This window comes from Mycoplasma sp. 5370 (genome assembly GCF_054343435.1).
Map to the genome: position 1 here is coordinate 1 of NZ_JBTGVF010000019.1, position 19574 is coordinate 19574.

Consider the following 19574-nt stretch of genomic DNA (forward strand, 5'->3'; position numbering starts at 1 on the left):
ATTAAATTAACACATATTTATAAAAAGTGACATTTTATATCTGTAATTACATTTTATTTATTCAATAATGAAATAAATGATAAAATTTTTTCATCAATTTTTTCTTTTTCATCTATATCGGAACAATTTTCTTTTTCTTTTTCTAATTCTTTTATTATATTCTGTATCTTGAATACTTTTATTTTTTCATTGATTTTTTTGTAATTGTTAATTAAAACATTTAAATCATTAAGATCTTTTGCATAAGTTTCTATAAATAATTGACTTTCATTTAGAGCTTGTGTTTTTTCTTGAACTGTTTTATATTTAAGAATTTTATTAATATTTTTTTTATCAGAAACAAGAAGATTGAATTTTTCAGAATTTTGCATAAAATTTTTTTCAATCTCTTCTATAAGACAAATGGAAGTTATTATTTGTTTTCTTATTTTTTCTACATTACTCTCTAAATTTAATACTTTTTTTTGTTTATTTGGGTTTTGATTATAATTTGAAAAACTTTTGTATTTTATTTCATTGTTTTGGAGATTAAAAATTTTAGGATTTATGTTTAATTCTCTTTCAATTTTTTCTAAAATAAAGGATTTTTCTTTATAATCAGCTAAAACTAAAAAATCTTTAAAGTCTTTTATAAAATTATCAACTGATATAAAATCATTTTTATCTACATTAATAATCATTTCTTTATATAAAAAAGAAAGGGGTGATATTCTATTATTAAGCATTTCCTTGAGTTTTTCTTGTCCAAAAATGTTTAAATATTCATCTGGATCATAGTTTGTATCATTTTTAATGATTTCTACTTTTATATTATTTTTTAATAAAATTTTTAGAGATTTTTTAGTAGCTTCTACACCAGCTTTATCGCCGTCTAAAAGTAGAATTACATGTTTGTTTAGCAACAATTTAATATGTTCTTCAGTTAAAGCAGTACCCATTAATGCAACGGCATTTTTTATGTTTGCTTTATAAAGAGCGATAACATCCATGAATCCTTCACAAATTATTAATTCATTTTTTGTTCCTAAAAAATCAATCGCATTTTTATAATTAAAGAGTATTTTTGATTTTGAAAAAATTTTATTTTGAGCTGAATTTAAATATTTAACTTGATTACTTTTATCAGAAATAACTCTTCCTGAAAATCCTACAATGTTTCCAAATTGATTTTTTATAGGAAACATAATTCTGTTTTTAAAAAAAGAGTTTTCGTTTTCAGTTATAAGTGATGCATTAATTAATATGTCTTTTTGGTTATTTTTTAAAGATAAAAGTTCAATAATTTTATTATCATTTGGAGCGAAACCTAATTCAAAAACCTTTATTATTTCGTCATTTATAAAGCGATTTTGAATAAAACTGGAAATTTCAAAATTACTTTTTTGTTGATTTAATAAGAACAATTTAAATAACATATTGGCATCTTCATTTGCTTTAATTAATTTTTGTTCAAACTCATTATATAGGGGTTTATTTTCAAAAGAAGACATTTCATCCAAATTCAAATTTAAGTTAAAATTTTCGTTTAAGTATTTTAGTGCGTTGGTAAAAGAAAAATTATTAAATTTTATTACAAAATCTAGAACATTTCCTGATTCTTGACAACTAAAACATTTAAAAATTTTTTTAGAAGGAGAAATAGTTAATGATGGTTTGCTATCTTGGTGAAATGGACATATGGCCAAATAGTTATTTCCTCTTTTTTCTAAAGGTAAAAAACTGGAAATAACTGAAATTATATCCAATTCAGTTATTATTTTATTTACTAATTCTTTATTCATTTACCTTCCTAATTTATTTAATATATTTTTTAATATCTGCAATGAAAATTCTCTCTTGCTGCATAGTATCTCTGTTTCTAATAGTTACTTTATTATCGTTTAAAGAATCATAGTCAAAAGTTATACAATAAAAAGTTCCTATTGAATCTTGACGACGATATCTTTTACCAATAGTTCCACTTTCATCGAATGAAGCACTTATATTATCTTCTATTAATGAATTAAAAATTTCCATTGCTTCTTTTGATAATTTTTTAACAAGAGGAAGAACTGCTACTTTATATGGGGCGATATCTTTATTTAATTTTAAAACTATTCTTGTATCATTATTTTCTATATTTTCTTCTTCATAGGCATCTACAATTAAAGCTAAAAGTAATCTATCCATCCCAATAGAAGGTTCGATAATATGCGGAATGTATTTTTTATTAGTTACTGGATCTAAATATTCTAATTTTTCTCCTGAAAAATTACTGTGTGATGTTAAATCAAAATCACCTCTATGTGCAACTCCGAGTAATTCACCTCAACCAAAAGGGAATAAAAATTCTACATCACTTGTTGCTTGAGAATAATGAGCTAACTCTTCTTTAGAGTGTTCCCTAAATTTAATAGATTCTTTCTTAATTCCTATATTTAAAAGGAAAGCTCACACTTTTTCTAAATAATTTTTGTATATTGCTAGTGAATCTTCTGGAGAACTAAAAATTTCAAGTTCCATTTGCTCAAATTCCCTAGTTCTAAAAATAAAATTTCCTGGAGTTACTTCATTTCTAAAGGATTTACCAATTTGTCCTACTCCAAAAGGAATTTTCGCTCTCATTGTTCTTTGTATATTTTTAAAATTAACAAAAATTCCTTGTGCTGTTTCAGGTCTTAAATAAATTTTATCTTTTTTATCTACTACAACTCCTTGATGAGTTTCAAACATAAGGTGAAATTGTTTAATTTCTCCTCAATCTGTTTCACTATTATCATAGTTTTTAACGTTATTTCTTAAGTGTTTTGTAATTTCTTCATTTGATAATTTATTGACATTTATTTCTGGAAAAAGTTCTTCCATAATGTGATCAGCTCTATATCTTTTGTTATTTTTTTTATTTTCTATTAATGGATCGGAAAAATTTGAAACATGACCTGATGCTTCTCAAACTTTTGGATTCATTAAAATTTTAGAATCTAATCCATAATTTTCTGGTATTTTAGTTATAAATTCTCTTCATCAAAAGTCCTTAATATTTTTAGAAAGTAGAACACCTAAAGGACCATAATCTCAAGTATTTGCTAAACCTCCATAAATTTCAGAACCTTGAAAAACAAAACCTGAATTTTTTAAATGATTTATTATATTTTGAATATTCTTTTCTTTATTACTCATAGTTATTAAATTATAATAAAAAAAGTGTTATTTTTATTTTTTATTTATAATTTTAATATGTTGAATCAAGAAGAAGTTTTTAATTTTTTAAAAAAAGAAAAAAGTAAAAAATATTTTTTGAATATTTGTGAAAAAATTGAAAAAGAATATGAAAAAGCAACTATTTTTCCTGATTATAAAGATATTTTCAAAGCTTTTGAAATTACAAATTTTAATGACTTAAAAGTTATAATTTTAGGACAAGATCCTTATCATACAGAAGGTTTTGCGGATGGTTTGGCTTTTTCAAGCAAATCTAAAAGAATTCCCTCATCGTTAAATAATTTATATAAAGAAATAAAAAATAGTTATCCTGATTTTCAAAGTGAAAATGGAAATTTAGAAAGATGATCTAAACAAGGTGTTTTATTACTAAATACTATTTTAACAGTAGAAAAAGGAAAACCTCTTTCTCATAAACATATTGGTTGAGAAACTTTTACTTTTAATTTTTTAAACTTTATTTCAAATAAACAAAAAAATCTAATTTTTTTATTTATGGGTAAAAAGGCTGAAGAAGTTATCCCATTAATTAATTTAGAAGATCAAATAATTTTAATAACATCCCATCCTTCGCCATTTAGTTACTCAAAAAGTTTAAAAAATTCACAAATTTTCAAAAAAATTAATGATATGTTAATAAATCTTCATAAAAATTCAATAAAATGATAAAATTTAATTATGGTAGTAAAACATAAAGTTGAAGTTAGATTATCAAAAACTGAGCATGAAATGGAAGATTGAATTGAAAATAACACTGAGTTATTTTGTAAATTAACTCAAATGGAATTTGCTGAACAATTTTTCATGAATACAGCATGTACGATAAGTCATTATGTAAAGAAAATCGGTTATGAAAATTATAAAGAATTTAGAAAAACAGTAACTGAAAACTATATAAAACAAAAGGAAAAAGATAAAAATCCTTTTGGAGATGCTTTATTTAAGACTGTAATTGGGTATGATTTAGATTTTTTAATTGAAGGATTAATGACTAATTATAAAAATTTACAAAAAATATTTTTAGTTTTAGAAAAATATTCAAGATTTCACCTTTTTAAATTAGGAGAAGATAACTATAATGTAAATGAATTTATAAAATTTTATTCTGAAATTAAAAGAAAAGAAATTATATTGAATTCTAATACAAATGTAATAATTGAAAATAATGTTATAAATGATGATATTTATATCATTTTTGATAATTTTTATGATGATTTTGCACTAAAGGGTTTTGTATCCAATTTACTTGAAAGAGATAAAAATATAATACTCTTTTCTTATAAAAAAGCATTTGTGAATAATGAAACATTAATTTTAGTAGATTTACAAGAAATATATGGAATAAGAAAAATAAGTCCTTATTTATTAAAAAATTCTTTTAATTTTATAAGCGACTTATTAGTGAATATTCAAAAAGAAAAACCAGTTAAATAAAAACTGGTTTTTTTGCATCTATAAGCCGCGTTCTGTACTTTATAAAAGTGTCAATTATTTATCTAGATTTAAAACCTCTTTATTTTTTTTCATTTCAAAAAATAAAGTTCCCCTACCTTAATTTGGGTTTCTAGCTCATGGAGTTTACCGCGTTTCACCTTAATTTAATAAGCTCGTCTCTGTGGCACTTGTCGTCTAAGCTTGGATTTATTAGATCCAACATGAACACTACTATCATCTCAGATAGTGCTAGCGCGGACTTTCCTCTACAATATATTTGCAGCAATTGACCAATGCTATATTATTTTAGCAAAATAAAAGCATTTTTCCTATTTTTTTCCTTTTTTTGACTTTTATCTCAAAAAAAGAAATATTTAATATGGTTAAGAAAAGAAAAAAATTTTTTATATCTTCCTTGTTGCTTTTTTCCTTGGTTTTGGTTGGTGGAGTTTCTTTCTTTATTTATAAGCAACAAAACAAGAAAAATTTCTTAAAAAAAGAAAAAGTTCTTTTAGAAATTTCAGGAGCTGTTTCATATCAAGGCGGATTATTTTTCGATAAAGGGGTTAAGTTAAGAGATGTTTTATTTAAATTTAATTTAAAACCTAATGCAGATATTAAAAAAATAAATCTTGAAGAAAAAATTATTGAAAATAAAAAAATTTTTATTCCTTTTATTGATTATAAAACAAAGAAAAAAATTAATAAAGTTACAGAAGAAGAGTTTAAAAAAGTTGGTATAAGAATGAATATAATAAAAAAAATAATACTTTTTTTAAAAGATAAAGATACAGAAAAACTAAAATGGGAAGATTTTTTAAAAATAAATGGATTAGGTGAAAAAACTCTAAAAATTCTGCAAGAAGAGTTTGAGATTTAATTTTATTAATTATATTTATTATTTTTCTTCAAATAAGTTTCACTTTTTTAAATTATTTATTTTTATTTTTTAATTTAATCATTTTTATATATTTTTTAAACATAAAATCAAAACTTTACATAACCTTTTTAATTTTATTTACCATTTACTTTTTTATTTTATTTTTTAGTCAAAATAGTGAAAAAAAGACTTTTGTAATTGAAAAAAATAATATTCAATTTTATAAACTATCGAAAAAAAGTTTCTTTTTTGATTTTGAATCTAGAAAAGTGCTTATTAATTATCCTGATATACAGGAAAATGCTTTATATAATGCAAAATTAGAAATAGCAAAAATTGAAAATAATAACGAAAAATTAAGTTGAAATTTATTCTTAAAATCTAAAAACATTTTATACAAAGTTCAAAAAGTGTTGTATTTAAATTTTCAAGAAAAACATTTTTCTTTTTTAGATAATATAAAACAATATATACTAAGTGGTAAAGAAAATTATGCAAAAATTGTTCCAATGCTTTTGATTGGAGAAAAAACAAATGAATCTAATGAAATAGTTAAAATTATTAAAGATTTATCTATTTATCATCTATTTGTTATTTCGGGATTTCATATTGGTTTAATAAATCTTTTCATTAAGAAAATTTTTAATTTTTTGAAAATTAAAGAAATCTGATTTTTTATTTTTTTCTTTTTCTTTTGTTTTGTCTATTTAATGATTTTAGATTTTTCAATTTCAAGTGTACGTGCTTTTGTTTTTATAATTTTTAATTATATAAATTTAAAATTATTGAAAAATAAATTTAATAGAATTGAAATTTTAATATTCATAGCTTTAATTTTTATAATTATAAATATTAATGTTATTTTTTCTGTCTCATTTATATTAACTTTTTTAATAACTTTAAATATTCTTTTTATTTTAGAGTTTAAAATAAAAAATAAATTTCTTAATATTTTATTAATTTCAATTAGCAGCAACATTATTGGTTTTTTAATTATAAACATCGTAGATTTAACACATTACAATATTTTATCTATATTAAATTCAGTAGTTTTCAGTCCTATTATTTCAATTCTTTATATTTTTTCCTTTATATTTATTTGAAATAAGGAGATATTGGACTTTATTTCGTTGGTATTTATTTATATAATTAAATGATTTTATCCTTATCAATATTATATAAATTTGAATTTTTCTTTTATAATATCATTAATTGTTATTTGTAATTATTTTTTAATTTTAAATATTATCAATTTTAAAAAAAATAAAGAAAAGGGGTAAAAATGTATTTTTTTTATGGTAATGAACAGTTTTTAATAAATAGAGAAATAAAAAAAATTATTTCCAAATTACCAAACCACAAAATCACAATTTGTTCTGGAATTTCTTTTGATCAATTGCTTGAAAAAATAGATTCTAAAGACATTTTTATTAATGAAGAAGTTTTAGTAATAAAAGATACTGATTTATTTTTAAATCCAGAAGTAAATAAATTAATAGATTTATTAAATTCCATAAAAATAAATAAAGAAAAAGTAATTATTTTTAGTTGTTTTTTTGAAAAAAAAGAGAGAAAAATAATAAATTCATCACTCTTTAAATTTTTATTGTCAAATTCTTTCCATAAAGAATTAAATAAAATAGATATTAAAGAAAAAAATGAATATATCAAAAAAATAATAAAAGCTAAAAAGGGAGAAATTTCAGAATTAGATTTAATATATTTAGCATCACTTTTACCAAATGACTTAATGTTTATTTCAAAAGAAATTGATAAATTGCTAATTTATAATACAGTAATTACTAAAACAAGTATTCAAAAATTGGTTTTTTTAACTGATCTAGACAATGATTTTGCATTAATAAATTCCTTATCAAATTTAAATATAGAGGAAATTTGAAAGGTTTATAAAGAAAAAACACTTGAAGGTTTTTCAATAAATAATTTAATTGGTCAAATATTTTCTTTTTTTAATGTTTTATTTCAAGTTATTCATTTTGACAATAAAAAAATTAGTGAAAAAGAACTTGCTGAGAAAATAAAAATTCATCCTTTTAGAATTAAAAAAGCAAAAGAATTTTTAAAAAATAATAGAAAAGATGAAAAGTATGTTTTTAACATAATTAAAAAATTATCTGAATTAGATTTTTTAATAAAATCAGGAAAAATGCAAGAAAAGGAAGGTTTTGAAACATTTTTAATTTATTTATAATTTTTAAACAAATTAAAATATAATTATTATTATAATGAGAAGCGAAATAAGAAAAAATTATTATGAAATATTAAATACAAAATTTTATGATTCAACATCTTCAGGTGTTGGGGATTATAAAGGGATATCTTCTAAAGTATCCTATTTTTCAGAATTAGGAATCGATGAAATAATCATTCCTTCTATTTTAGATAACTATGAAGAAATTAAAGATCCAAAATTTATTAAAATCCATTATGGAGATATTTTAGATTTTAAAGAAATGATAAGCATTTTTAAATCTAGAGATATAAAAGTAAATATGGTTTTTGATTTTAAAAAATCTGATAAATATTTTGAAAATTTTAGCAATTATAAAACAATTTATAGTAGAAAAAATAAAGAAGATTTACAGGAAATTAGTAAAACTTCTGAGTTTATAATGAAAAAAGATGTAACTAAAGTTATTGACTTAGAATGATTAAGAACTGAAAAAAAAGAAAAATTTAAAGAAATTATTAATTTTTATAATCAATTAGGAATTGATGGCATAGTTTTTAAAAATATTTTATATATAAATAAACCAGAAATTAATTATAATGAAAATTCTCATATTATAATTAACGACTTAATTGAAAATATAAAACTAATTAATAATAAAATTAAAATTTTTGCTTCTTTAGATTTTTCCTTTTATAAACATAATTTAGAGACGAATATATTATCAAATTTTAAATTTGATGAATTATTTTTAGATTATTATTCAGAATACTGACTTCACAAAAAATATCCAAATGATTATTTAACTAAGTATAATTGATTAAAAAACTTTCTTTTTTTTAGAAAAATATTGAAAACTAATATAAAAACTTCTTTTGTAATGAATAATGAATTTTATGGGAGAATAGCATCTAGACTTTGTGCTTGCAAAGACAAAGAAGAAATGCTTGCTTTTAAGAAAATGATTTTTTCTGTTTTTATTTTAAATAATCATAATAATTATTTTTTTCAAGGAGATGAAATCGGTCAGGAAAATATTATCTTCAAAAGCGAAGATGAACTAAATGAAAAAGATTTTAGTTATAGAAAAAGATTTTTAGAATACAAAGGAGTTACACCGGAATCTTATTTTAATGTTAGATCAAAGTTAAGTGCTAAAAATAATAATACATCTTTTGCTTGATTTGGAAATAAAGGGCTTGGATTTAATAAAAATGAAATAAATTATTTCAAAAAACCTGAAAATTATAAAAGCAATAATTTATATGATAATTTTACTAATGAAGAGTCTTTATGAAATTGAATTATTAAATTACTAAAATTTAAAAAATTATTTTTTAGCGATTTTGATAGTTCTAAAAATTTAAAAATTTCTTTAAATTTTCCAAGCATTTCAATTTTAAAATATAAAATTAATTTTATTAGAACTGAAATATTAATTCTTATTAATTTAACAAATAAAAACAAGTGATCAATCTTAAATTTAGAAAAATATAAATTAAAATATTCAAGTTCAAACTTGAAAGTAAATAATAAAAATAATATTAAGTTATCAAAATATCAAGTTTTAATTTTTGAAAGGGAAAAATATTAAAAATATAAAAATTTAAGCAAAATAGGCTTAAATTTAATATTTTTTATTATAATAGTGTTTATTATGGCAAGAGTTATTGTAGGATTATCTGGTGGAGTAGATTCATCGGTAGCAGCTCACTTATTAAAGGAGCAAGGTCATGAAGTTATTGGTGTATTTATGAGAAATTGAGATTCATTAATAAATAATGATATTTTAGGCAATGATTATAACCAAGAACAATGTCCACAAGAAAATGATTGAGCTGATGCTCAAGAAGTTGCAAAAAAATTGAATATACCAATATATAGAAAAGACTTTATTGAAGAATATTGAGAATATGTTTTTCAAGACTTTATTGAACAATATAAAAAAGGGAGAACTCCAAATCCTGATATTTTATGCAATAAATATATAAAATTTGACAAATTTTTAAATTTTGTTTTACAAGAATTTGAAGGCGATTTTATTGCTACAGGTCATTATGCAAAATCAGAAAATGGTTTTTTATTTAGATCAAAGGATAAAGAAAAAGATCAAACTTATTTTTTAGCTCAATTAAATAATTTTCAAATTTCTAAAACATTATTTCCACTTGCAAATTTAGAGAAAAAAGAAGTTCGAAGTATTGCTGAAAAATTAGGTTTAATTACTGCCAAAAAGAAAGATTCTACAGGAATTTGCTTTATCGGAGAAAGGAATTTTCAAGATTTCTTGCAAAATTACATCCCTTCTCAACCAGGGCAAATTGTTGATATAAGAAATAATAAGGTTGTTGGTGAACATATAGGTGCTATGTATTATACTTTAGGACAAAGAAAAGGGCTACATCTTGGTGGTATGAAAGAACCTTTCTTTGTTGTGGGTCATAATATAGAGAAAAAGATTATTTATGTAGCCCCAGCATCGGAAAAAGAATGATTAATATCAGATAAATTAAAAGCAACAAATTTAAATTTAAATAATTGAGATTTTAATACAAATAACATCACAGCTAAATTCAGATATAGACAAGAAGATATTCCGGTTACAATAGAAATATCTGAAAATAAAGAAAATATAACTGTTTTTTATCCGCAAGGTTCTGAAGCGGTAACTCCTGGGCAACAAGTGGTATTTTACGATGGTGAAAAATGTCTTGGAGGAGCAATCATAGACAAAATATACAGAAAAAACAAGGAAATTGATTATTTATAATAAAGGAGATAAAATGTTAACATCAAAAGAAATAAGAGAAAAATGATTAAGATTTTTTGAATCAAAAAATCATTTAATTGTAGAAACAAAATCATTAGTTCCAGTTAATGATCCTTCTTTGTTGTGAATAAATTCAGGTGTAGCAACTTTAAAAGATTATTTTTCAGGAAAGAAAATACCACCAAAAAATCGTTTAACTAACTCTCAAAAATCACTAAGAACTAATGATATAGAAAATGTGGGTTATACTACAAGACATCATACAATGTTTGAAATGTTGGGTAATTTTTCAATCGGTGATTATTTTAAAGAAGAAGCAATCGAATATGCTTATGAATTTTTAACTAAATGCTTAAATTTTGATTTAAAAAAATTATATTTTACATACTTTGAAGAGGATGAAATTACTAAAAATAAATGAATATCTTTAGGAATTGATGAATCTCATATTATCAAAGGAACAAGAAAGACTAATTTTTGAGATATTGGTTCTGGTCCTTGTGGTCCATGTACTGAGATTTTTTTCGATAGAGGTGAAAAATTTGATTCAAGAGGAATTGAATTATTAAAAGAAGATATCGAAAATGATAGATATATAGAAATTTGAAATATCGTTTTTTCTCAATTTAATAATGATGGTGAAAATAACTATACAGAGTTAGCACAAAAAAATATTGATACAGGAGCTGGTTTTGAAAGATTGGTATCAATTTTACAAGATGCTCCAACTAATTTTGATACAGACTTATTTTTACCAATTATTAAAGAAGTTGAAAAAATGACTTCTTATAAATATGATCCAAATAACTATTTTATTAAAAATAAAGAAGTAGAATTTTTTAATATTAAATTTAAAATTATTGCAGATCATATAAGAGCTGTTGTTAATGCTATAAATGATGGAGTAAAACCATCAAACGTTTCTCGTGGTTATATAATTAGAAGGTTAATTAGAAGATCTTATAGAGCTGGTTTACAACTTGGAATCAAAGAAAAAACCTTTTTATATAAATTAACTCAAATTGTTAAAGATACTTTACCATATGAAATTGATGTTAAAAAAGTAGAAACAATTATAAAAAATGAAGAAATGTTATTCTCTCAAACCATCGAACAAGGACAAAAACTTTTAGATCAAGAATTAGAAAAAAATAAAGGAAATTTTGATTTTTCAGTAGCTTTTAAATTATTTGAAACATATGGATTTCCGATTGAATTAACTCAAGAAATCCTTCAAGAAAAAGGCGTATCACTTGATATTTCTCAATTTGATAAATATAAAAAGGAACATGCTGATATTTCTCGTGGAGAGAAAAAACAAGGGATGAAAAAAGTTATAAATTCTTTAAATTTAATTAAAGGCAAAATATCTGAATTTGTCGGTTATGAAAATAGTAAATTAAAAGCAAAAATTAAGTTTTTAGCTTCTTCTGAAAAAGAAATTGATTTTACTTCTGATGAAGATTTAAGTTATGTTATTTTTGATAAAACTGTTTTCTATGCAACTGGCGGTGGTCAAAAACATGATCAAGGATTTATAAAACAAGATAACAACATAGTTAAAGTAATAGAAGTTTTTAAAGATAAGTTTCAAAATAATGTCCATGTTATAAAAGGAAAATTGAACAAAAAATCAGAGGTAGAATTATTTATTGATAAAGATAATAGAGTAAATTTAGAAAGAAATCATTCAAGTACTCACTTATTATTCAAGTCATTAAGAGAACAATATGGAATGTTTATTAAGCAGTTAGGTTCAGATAATAATGAAAATAGATTAACATTTGATTTCCCATTAGATAAAAAACCATCAGAAAAAGAAATTGATGAAATCGAGAATAGAGTTATTTCTTACATTAAAAGTTCAGTTGATAGAAGATATTTAGAAACTTCTATAAAAGAAGCAGAAAAAATGAATGCTATAATGACGCTTGAAGAAGCTGAATATATGGATAAAAATAATGTTAGACTTGTTGAATTCAAAAACATTACTACCGATTTATGTGGTGGAACCCATATTTGTAATACAAGTTTAATAGAAGATTTTAAAATTGTATCAGTAGAAAATAAAGGAACTGGGATTTTTAGAATTAAAGCTATAACATCAAATAAAATGATTTCTAAATATTTTGAGCAAGAAATTGATAAGAATCAAGAAATTTATAATAATTTATGTCATAAAATTCAAAAAATAGAACCAAATTATAAAATAACTGATTTTGAAAATAACGGAGATAGAGAAACACTTAAAAAAGTAAATGAATTAATTGAAAAAGCAAGAGAAGATTTTAAAAATATATCTAAAACTTCACAAAATATTGACATAAATTTAGATATAAACCCAATAGAAATTAATAATAAAAAATATTATATAAATTTAAATTTAGAAGCAAGCACAATAAAAAATTTAGCAGCTAGTTTAAGAGAAAACAATCCAGAAATAACATTTATTTTAGGTTCTGCAAAAAATGAAAAATTACTATTAACTATAAGTTCAAAAATAGAAGATTGTAAAGAATTATTTAATAAAATTTTAAAATTTGTAAAAGGTTCTGGTGGTGGAAGTTCAATTTTAGCTCAAGGAAATATAGAAAATAATTTAGATTCAGAGAAAAATATAATTTCTATATTGAAAAATTAAATGAACAAGAGAAAATTAGCATTAGATTTAGGAACTAAAACATGTGGTTTTGCAATAAGTGATCCATTTAACATTTTAGCAACTGGACTTGAAAATTTTAGGTTTGAAGAAAATGATTTTGATAAAGTAGTTAAAAGAATAAGTGAATATTTAAATGAATATGAAATTGATACATTTGTATTAGGTTATCCACTCAAAATGACAGGAAACAAAAGTGAAAGAACTATTATGGTTGAGAATTTTAAAGTCATATTAGAAAAAACTTTTCTTTTACCTGTGATTTTAATTGACGAAAGAGAAACAACAAAAAAAGCTGAAGAAATAATGATTTCAGCAGGCATATCAAGAAAAAAAAGAAAAAAAAGTAAAGATAAATTAGCAGCACAACTAATTTTAGAAGATTATTTGATAAGGTTATAATATGAAAATAGATTTAAATGATAAAAGTAGAAAAACAGAATTAATGTTTACTGATGAAACAGGGAAAGAAATTTCCCAAAAAATAACAATGTTGTTTTCTAATGATGTTGTTGGGGAAAATTTAATATTTTTCTTAGATGAAGAAAACTCTATAAATGTTTTGAAATTTGACGAAGATAAAGGAATTTATAGCAATTTAGAAGAAGATGAATATGATATTGCTAATTCTATTTTTGATGATTTCATTGAAGAAAATAAAGAAAATTTCTATTTAAATGATACTAAAATAGACATATTTAAATTTCTTTCATATGAACTAGAAGAGGAATAATATGGAAATTTGAAAAATTATTCTAATTACTTCTATGTTTGTTGTTTTATTTATAGGATTTTTAATTTATTTTATTTTAAAAATTTATACAAATAAAGAAATTCAAAAATATAAAGAAGAAAATAAAAAGTTCGAAGTAGAAAATAAACATTTTCTTAAAGAAGAAATTCAAGAAGAAATAAAAGATGCTACAGAGTGAATGGTAGAAGAATTTGAATTTTTTATGAATACTATTGATGCAAATAATTACAAAAATTTACTTTTTGTTGAAGAAAAAGGTTTTTTATTTTATGTAGTTAATAAACAACTTCAAAATTTAAATTCCTTTTTAAGCAGTTCCAAAATAAATGACTTGCAAAAGAGATTTAATATGAATATTAATAATTTTAATATTGATTCTTTAGATTCTTGCTCATTAGATTTTGTTTTCATAGATACAGCAAATATTAATGATAAAATTGAATGAGATAAAATGCTTTCTTTATTAAAAGAAAACAGAATGCTTGTTTTGAAAACAAATAAAAAAAGTTTCACAAAAGAAATCAAAGAATTTGTTAAAAATAAAAATTTAAAACATAACTATATAAAAATTTCTAATACTTTTTTATTAATAGTTATTTAATTTGGTAAAATTGAATATAAATTGGAGGCAAAATGAAGAAAAAAAACGATAATGAAATTTTACTAACACAAGAGCGTTTAAACCAATTTAAAGAAGAATTACACAATCTTATTAATGTTGAAAGACCTAAAGTAATTGAAGATATTAAAGATGCTAGAAATCAAGGTGACCTTTCTGAAAACGCTGAATATGATGCAGCAAGAGAAAAGCAAGGATTACTTGAAGCAAGAATAACAGAATTAGAACATATTATTTCAAAAGCTAAAGTAATTGTTGAAGTTGAAAAAAATAATGTAGTTTCTGTTGGTTCAAAAGTTAAATTAAGAATTTTTGAAGCAAAAAATAAAGAAAATGAAGGAAATATTATTGAAGTACAAATCGTAGGTTCTTTGGATGCTAATCCTGAAGAATTAAAAATTTCCAATATAACACCATTAGCTTTAGCTGTTTTAAATCATTCAGTTGGTGAAAAAGTTGATGTGGATGCTCCTGATAAATATTCAGTTGAAATTTTAGAAATTTCAAAATAAAAGTTAGTTAGAAATAAAAGAGAAATTTTACTCTAACTAACTTTTTTATTCAAAAAGGCGTTTTAAAAACAAATGGTGGCTCATATCGGACTTGAACCGATATGCAATCTCTTGCGGGAGGTTTTGAATCTCCTGTGTCTACCATTTCACCAATGAGCCAATAATAAAAATTATACATAAAAAGAGTGAAAAATGGAAAAAAATAAAAAGAAAAATAAAAAAGGACTTTTTTTGTTGGGAATATCTTCTATAATAGCAATCCCGGTTATTTCAATAGTTGTTGGTTCCTATTTCATTATAAAAAATAGTTATGATGACTTCATAAACAACAACAATGGAAACAACACTAAAATTCAAAATAATGGTGTTGATAATTTTATAGCCATTGAAGCAAAAAGTGGTTTAGATGAAATATTACCAAGTGAAATTTCAAAACCAGATAATATTTCATATTTAAGAAGTTATTTAAGTTATAGAATAAAACCGAATATAGAAACCACAGATATTTTAGAAAAATTTGATATTGATTTAGAAGAAGTACCAAATAGTGCAGATGACTTTAATGGAACAATTAAAGTTAAAATGACAAGCAAGTATAAAAGAACAGAAACTATCGCAGGAGAAAAAGAATTTATAGTTTCTGGTTTTAAATCTACAAAAGTAGGAGACATCAGATTTAAAACAAGAATTAATAATGCTTTACAAAATTTATTTTTAACAAGATTACAAGAGTTATCTTCAATAAATCATAATTCCCTTACATCTGAAAACTTTTTAGATTATTTTACTTTAGATGATGCCAAATTTAATATTCAAACAAACTCATCAACAAAAACTAAAGAAATAATTTTAAAAGAAAATGAAAATTATAAAGCAAAAATAGAGGTTCTCAATAACACTTATAATCCTATTACAAAGAAAATTAGCATAATTTTCACTCTTACTCACTCTTCATTTCCTGATTATTCCTACGGAAAAGTTATAACTATTAATAATGTTTCTTTTAAAGATGAACAAGAAATATTGAATAAAAAAACGATTTTATTTAATGAAAATGTAACTGATTATTTTAAATTAAATAAAAATGCTAATGATATTTTTCCATCTGTAATTTCTGCTGCAAAAATTTCTAATTTTAACCAAATTTTTAATTTGAATAACAATGTAAATTTTAACGAATTTGATTTTAAAATATTAACTCAAACACTCGATGATCAAGATGGTAATATAGATATCCTGATAACTGAAAAAAATTCAAAAATCCAAAAAGTATTTAATTTTAAAGTATTTAATTTTAATACAATAAGTTCCAAAATTTTTGAATTTACAAAAATTAATAAAAATTATATAAATAAATCATACAATATAGAAACTAAACAAGATTTAGTAGTAAGTAGTTTAAATTCTAGTGATAAAACCTTAAGATATGAAACCATAGGTGACAAAATTCAGAATTTTTTTGAAAGCAATGAATTTAAAAACAGATTTTCTCCTTTTGGAGTAGATTATGCTAAATTCTTTTATTCAACTTCTTCAAAATTTGAAATTTTTAATAAAAGTTTAAATTTTGTCATTAAAAATTGAAATGGCGATGAAAATAGACTATATATTCCTTTTGAAGGAAATCCTTCTGACAAAAATAATATTGCTGTTGATTTTCCAGAAAATGGACAAATTAAAAGCAAAGAAGAAATTTTAGATGATTTAAAATCTAGAACATTATCCATTCATTATATTGTTAATGACAATGCTAAAACTTCAAGAGTTATAAGTGGGACAGCTTGAATTTTTGATAAAGAAAAAAATACAAATACATATTATTTAGCTACTAATATACATGTGGTTTCTGATTTATTAAAATATAAAGATAAAGTTTCTTCATTTGCTTATAGTTATAATTCAAAATATAGAAGTTTACCTCATATAAATACCCCTATTACTCCTAGTGGAGTGTCATATTCGCAAGTATTTAGAAGATTTGATCGTAAAATAAATGAACCTTATGCTTACAACATTAACAAATCACCTTATATAACAAAAGAAGCTGAAGAATTTTGAAAACATTTAGAAGTTATTCCATTAGGAGAAAATTCTCCAGAAAAAGGCAAATATACAGATTTTGCCCTTATAAAAGTAACTTTCCCAGAAGATAAGATTGTAAGAAATATATTCAATAAACCTACTTATGTAGAACAATTTAAACCAGATCAAGCTAAATATTATGATGAACACAAATTAAATTTTTTAATAACAGACAGAATTGACTTTCCTAAATCAGTTAATAGTGAAAATAACTTATTACCTTTACCAATGGAATTAACATTCGCCGGTTATTTAGGTGGTGATGAATATGTAGAAGTTAGTCAATCACCATATTTAAAATATGATAATGATAGTTACAGAATTCAAGAAATTGATAATAAACAATATACTTCTCTTAAAGAAAATATCCATTTACCTGGTATATATAGTGGTCACGGAATGAGTGGTTCTCTTGTATTAAATCAATTTGGACAAGTTGTAGGAATTTTCTGAGGTGGATATTTTGGAGATGAAAATGAAAAAGGACTATCCTTTGGAACAGGAATTATAGATACAATTTCTATAAAAAGAAATAATCAAAAAACAGTTTTAAGAAAATGATTAGATCAAACTAAAAATATAGTAACAGATTTAGATGATATAGATGCAAAGGTAAAATATTAAAGTATGGAAGAATTAGTATTAGAAGTTAAATATAAAGAAAGAATCGATAAATATATTAGTGATAATTCTGATATTTCTAGAAATGATGCAAAAGAATTAATTTTAGGCAAAAACGTCTATATAAATGATGAAATATTAGTTTTAAAACCTAATTTTATCGTTTTTGAAAATCAAAAAATTTATATAAAGGAAATTCCTGTAAAAGAGATTAATGTTGAACCAGAAAAAATGGACTTAAACATTATTTATGAAGACGATGATTTAATTGTTATTAACAAACCAACAGGTATGGTTGTTCATCCTGCTCCTGGGAATTTAAAAGGAACTTTAGTAAATGGATTATTATATTATTTTAATAATAATTTATCAAACATTAATGGACAAATGCGTCCAGGAATTTTGCACAGAATAGATAAAGACACATCAGGTTTATTGATTGTGGCTAAAAATAACAAAAGTCATTCCTTTTTAGCAGAGCAGTTAAAAAATCACTTAATCAAAAGGAAATATAAAGCTATTGTTGAAGGTTTTATTTCCAATGAAATAATGCACATAAATTTACCAATTGGTAGAGATCCACTTCATCGACAAAAAATGACTGTAATTAAACAAAATTCCAAAGAAGCAATTACACATGTGTTTTTAGAAAAACTTTTTACTTATAATCAAAAAAACTTTTCTTTAATAAGATGTGAACTTGAAACCGGAAGAACTCACCAAATTAGAGTACATATGGCATATATTAAAAACCCAGTATATGGAGATCCGCTATATGGAAAAAAAGTTGATGAATTTAATCAAAGATTACATGCTTATGAAATAGAATTCACCCATCCTAACGGCAAAAAAATGATTTTTAATGCACCACTACCAAAAGAATTTGAAATTAGCAATTAAAGATAATGATTGCCAAATTTTAAATAAAATGGTATAATATTCACAAAAGGAGACTAAATGATTTTAAAACCAGAAAAAACACTTCAAGAACTATGAGATGAAAAAGATAAATATAAAAAGAGTTTATGACTTTTTAGTGCTATATTAATCTTGATGATTATTCTTTCATCTGCTTTATTTGTAGTGACAGCTATTTTTTATAGCAATTATTCACAAGAAGAAAATACAACTTTCGCTAGCTTTCTACAAACAATTTTAATTTTTTCAGTAACTTCTACTTTTTTAATTTCTATAGTTACTTTTTTATTTTTCAATTCATTTACAAAAATAAACAAGAATAAAAACTTTTCTTTTCTTGGTGGATTAAACCTTTTATCTTTTTATTTAATTTGAATTTTAATTTGATTTGTAAGTTTATTGATAAGAGAACCAATAATAAGAAATGCAGCAAATACTAAAAGTTTTATTTTTATAACACCAATAATTTTATTTACAATATTAGCAGTATTTTCACTAATTATGTGATATCCATGAAAACTTTTAAGATCAATTCAAAGATCTTTCGTTTTAGCTTATCAATATGAACAATTTCAAAAATTGACACAAAATTTTGATTTAAATTCCATTTTAAAAGATTTTCAAAAACAAAATATTTATCCTAATGAAAATATAAAAGAACCTTTAAATAAAGAAGGACAAACTGTTGAAGTCACAAAAGAAGAACAAGATCCAAAAAAAGAAGAATTAAAACAAAAATTATCTAAATTAGATAAAGCACAATTAGTCAAAATAGCAGAAAAATTACAAATTTCAGGTGTTGATTCTTTAAGTAAAGAAGAACTAATTAAGATAATAGTTAGATTAAGTTAAACAGAAAAAATTCCATCAAAGTGGAATTTGCTTAATTGTAAGATCAAGTGCACCACTTTAAAGTAAAATTTAAAGTATGGG

The 19574-nt window shown here is 22.5% G+C and carries 17 protein-coding genes, 1 tRNA gene and 1 other RNA gene; 15 read left to right on the plus strand and 4 right to left on the minus strand.

Features of this window, described 5'->3' with window-relative positions; all coding sequences use genetic code 4:
* Nucleotides 1-53: 53 nt before the first annotated feature.
* Complete coding sequence (dnaG, locus tag ACXX88_RS03000; RefSeq protein WP_436359057.1) at nucleotides 54-1781, minus strand: DNA primase; 1728 nt, start codon at nucleotides 1779-1781, stop codon at nucleotides 54-56.
* 13 nt (nucleotides 1782-1794) lie between these two features.
* Complete coding sequence (locus ACXX88_RS03005) at nucleotides 1795-3159, minus strand: glycine--tRNA ligase (RefSeq protein ID WP_436359059.1); 1365 nt, start codon at nucleotides 3157-3159, stop codon at nucleotides 1795-1797.
* Nucleotides 3160-3216: 57 nt separating this feature from the next.
* Here ACXX88_RS03005 and ACXX88_RS03010 point away from each other — a divergent pair, with 57 nt between their 5' ends.
* Both ACXX88_RS03010 and ACXX88_RS03015 read left to right on the plus strand, forming a co-directional pair.
* Nucleotides 3217-3870, plus strand: a complete 654-nt coding sequence (locus tag ACXX88_RS03010) for a uracil-DNA glycosylase (protein WP_436359061.1) — start codon at nucleotides 3217-3219, stop codon at nucleotides 3868-3870.
* Between the two features lie 9 nt (nucleotides 3871-3879).
* Entirely contained in the window at nucleotides 3880-4635 is a 756-nt protein-coding gene (locus ACXX88_RS03015; RefSeq protein WP_436359063.1) for a hypothetical protein, read from the plus strand.
* Between the two features lie 16 nt (nucleotides 4636-4651).
* Here the strand turns inward: ACXX88_RS03015 and rnpB are convergent.
* Nucleotides 4652-4933: RNase P RNA component class B (rnpB, locus tag ACXX88_RS03020), an RNA gene on the minus strand.
* An 81-nt stretch (nucleotides 4934-5014) separates the two neighbouring features.
* On the opposite strand from rnpB, the gene ACXX88_RS03025 reads away from it, so the two are divergent.
* From ACXX88_RS03025 to greA, 10 genes are read left to right on the plus strand one after another with little or no spacing between them, the layout of a single operon-like run.
* Complete coding sequence (locus tag ACXX88_RS03025; protein WP_458557657.1) at nucleotides 5015-5515, plus strand: MAG0490 family ComEA-like DNA-binding protein; 501 nt, start codon at nucleotides 5015-5017, stop codon at nucleotides 5513-5515.
* Complete coding sequence (locus ACXX88_RS03030) at nucleotides 5440-6795, plus strand: MAG0480 family ComEC-like protein (protein ID WP_458559558.1); 1356 nt, start codon at nucleotides 5440-5442, stop codon at nucleotides 6793-6795. The genes ACXX88_RS03025 and ACXX88_RS03030 overlap by 76 nt, the downstream gene beginning before the upstream one ends.
* Nucleotides 6796-6797: 2 nt before the next feature.
* The gene (gene holA / locus ACXX88_RS03035; protein WP_436359067.1) at nucleotides 6798-7727 is read left to right on the plus strand and encodes a DNA polymerase III subunit delta; all 930 of its coding nucleotides are present in this window, start codon (nucleotides 6798-6800) and stop codon (nucleotides 7725-7727) included.
* A 34-nt stretch (nucleotides 7728-7761) separates the two neighbouring features.
* A complete protein-coding gene (locus tag ACXX88_RS03040; RefSeq protein ID WP_458559559.1) occupies nucleotides 7762-9300 on the plus strand; it encodes an alpha-amylase family glycosyl hydrolase in 1539 nt (512 codons plus the stop codon).
* A gap of 60 nt (nucleotides 9301-9360) precedes the next feature.
* Nucleotides 9361-10476, plus strand: a complete 1116-nt coding sequence (gene mnmA / locus ACXX88_RS03045) for a tRNA 2-thiouridine(34) synthase MnmA (protein WP_436359215.1) — start codon at nucleotides 9361-9363, stop codon at nucleotides 10474-10476.
* Nucleotides 10477-10489: 13 nt separating this feature from the next.
* The gene (alaS, locus tag ACXX88_RS03050; protein WP_436359069.1) at nucleotides 10490-13117 is read left to right on the plus strand and encodes an alanine--tRNA ligase; all 2628 of its coding nucleotides are present in this window, start codon (nucleotides 10490-10492) and stop codon (nucleotides 13115-13117) included.
* Nucleotides 13118-13537, plus strand: a complete 420-nt coding sequence (gene ruvX / locus ACXX88_RS03055) for a Holliday junction resolvase RuvX (RefSeq protein ID WP_436359070.1) — start codon at nucleotides 13118-13120, stop codon at nucleotides 13535-13537. It abuts the gene before it with no gap.
* Nucleotide 13538: 1 nt separating this feature from the next.
* Entirely contained in the window at nucleotides 13539-13868 is a 330-nt protein-coding gene (locus ACXX88_RS03060; RefSeq protein WP_458557652.1) for a hypothetical protein, read from the plus strand.
* A gap of 1 nt (nucleotide 13869) precedes the next feature.
* Nucleotides 13870-14490: a BC85_0335 family putative methyltransferase gene (locus tag ACXX88_RS03065; RefSeq protein WP_436359072.1), complete on the plus strand. Its 621-nt coding sequence runs from the start codon at nucleotides 13870-13872 to the stop codon at nucleotides 14488-14490.
* A 32-nt stretch (nucleotides 14491-14522) separates the two neighbouring features.
* Nucleotides 14523-15020 carry a transcription elongation factor GreA gene (greA, locus tag ACXX88_RS03070; RefSeq protein WP_436359073.1) on the plus strand — a complete coding sequence of 166 codons (498 nt, stop codon included), beginning with the start codon at nucleotides 14523-14525 and terminating at the stop codon, nucleotides 15018-15020.
* A gap of 73 nt (nucleotides 15021-15093) precedes the next feature.
* On the opposite strand, the gene ACXX88_RS03075 is transcribed toward greA, so the two are convergent.
* Nucleotides 15094-15179: transfer RNA gene (locus tag ACXX88_RS03075), tRNA-Leu, on the minus strand.
* A gap of 33 nt (nucleotides 15180-15212) precedes the next feature.
* On the opposite strand from ACXX88_RS03075, the gene ACXX88_RS03080 reads away from it, so the two are divergent.
* The 3 genes from ACXX88_RS03080 to ACXX88_RS03090 are packed head-to-tail and all read left to right on the plus strand — an operon-like array spanning nucleotide 15213 to nucleotide 19493.
* Nucleotides 15213-17726 carry a DUF31 family putative serine protease gene (locus ACXX88_RS03080; RefSeq protein ID WP_458559560.1) on the plus strand — a complete coding sequence of 838 codons (2514 nt, stop codon included), beginning with the start codon at nucleotides 15213-15215 and terminating at the stop codon, nucleotides 17724-17726.
* 3 nt (nucleotides 17727-17729) lie between these two features.
* Nucleotides 17730-18623 carry an RluA family pseudouridine synthase gene (locus ACXX88_RS03085; protein WP_436359075.1) on the plus strand — a complete coding sequence of 298 codons (894 nt, stop codon included), beginning with the start codon at nucleotides 17730-17732 and terminating at the stop codon, nucleotides 18621-18623.
* Between the two features lie 57 nt (nucleotides 18624-18680).
* The gene (locus ACXX88_RS03090; RefSeq protein ID WP_458559561.1) at nucleotides 18681-19493 is read left to right on the plus strand and encodes a hypothetical protein; all 813 of its coding nucleotides are present in this window, start codon (nucleotides 18681-18683) and stop codon (nucleotides 19491-19493) included.
* Nucleotides 19494-19574 lie beyond the last annotated feature (81 nt).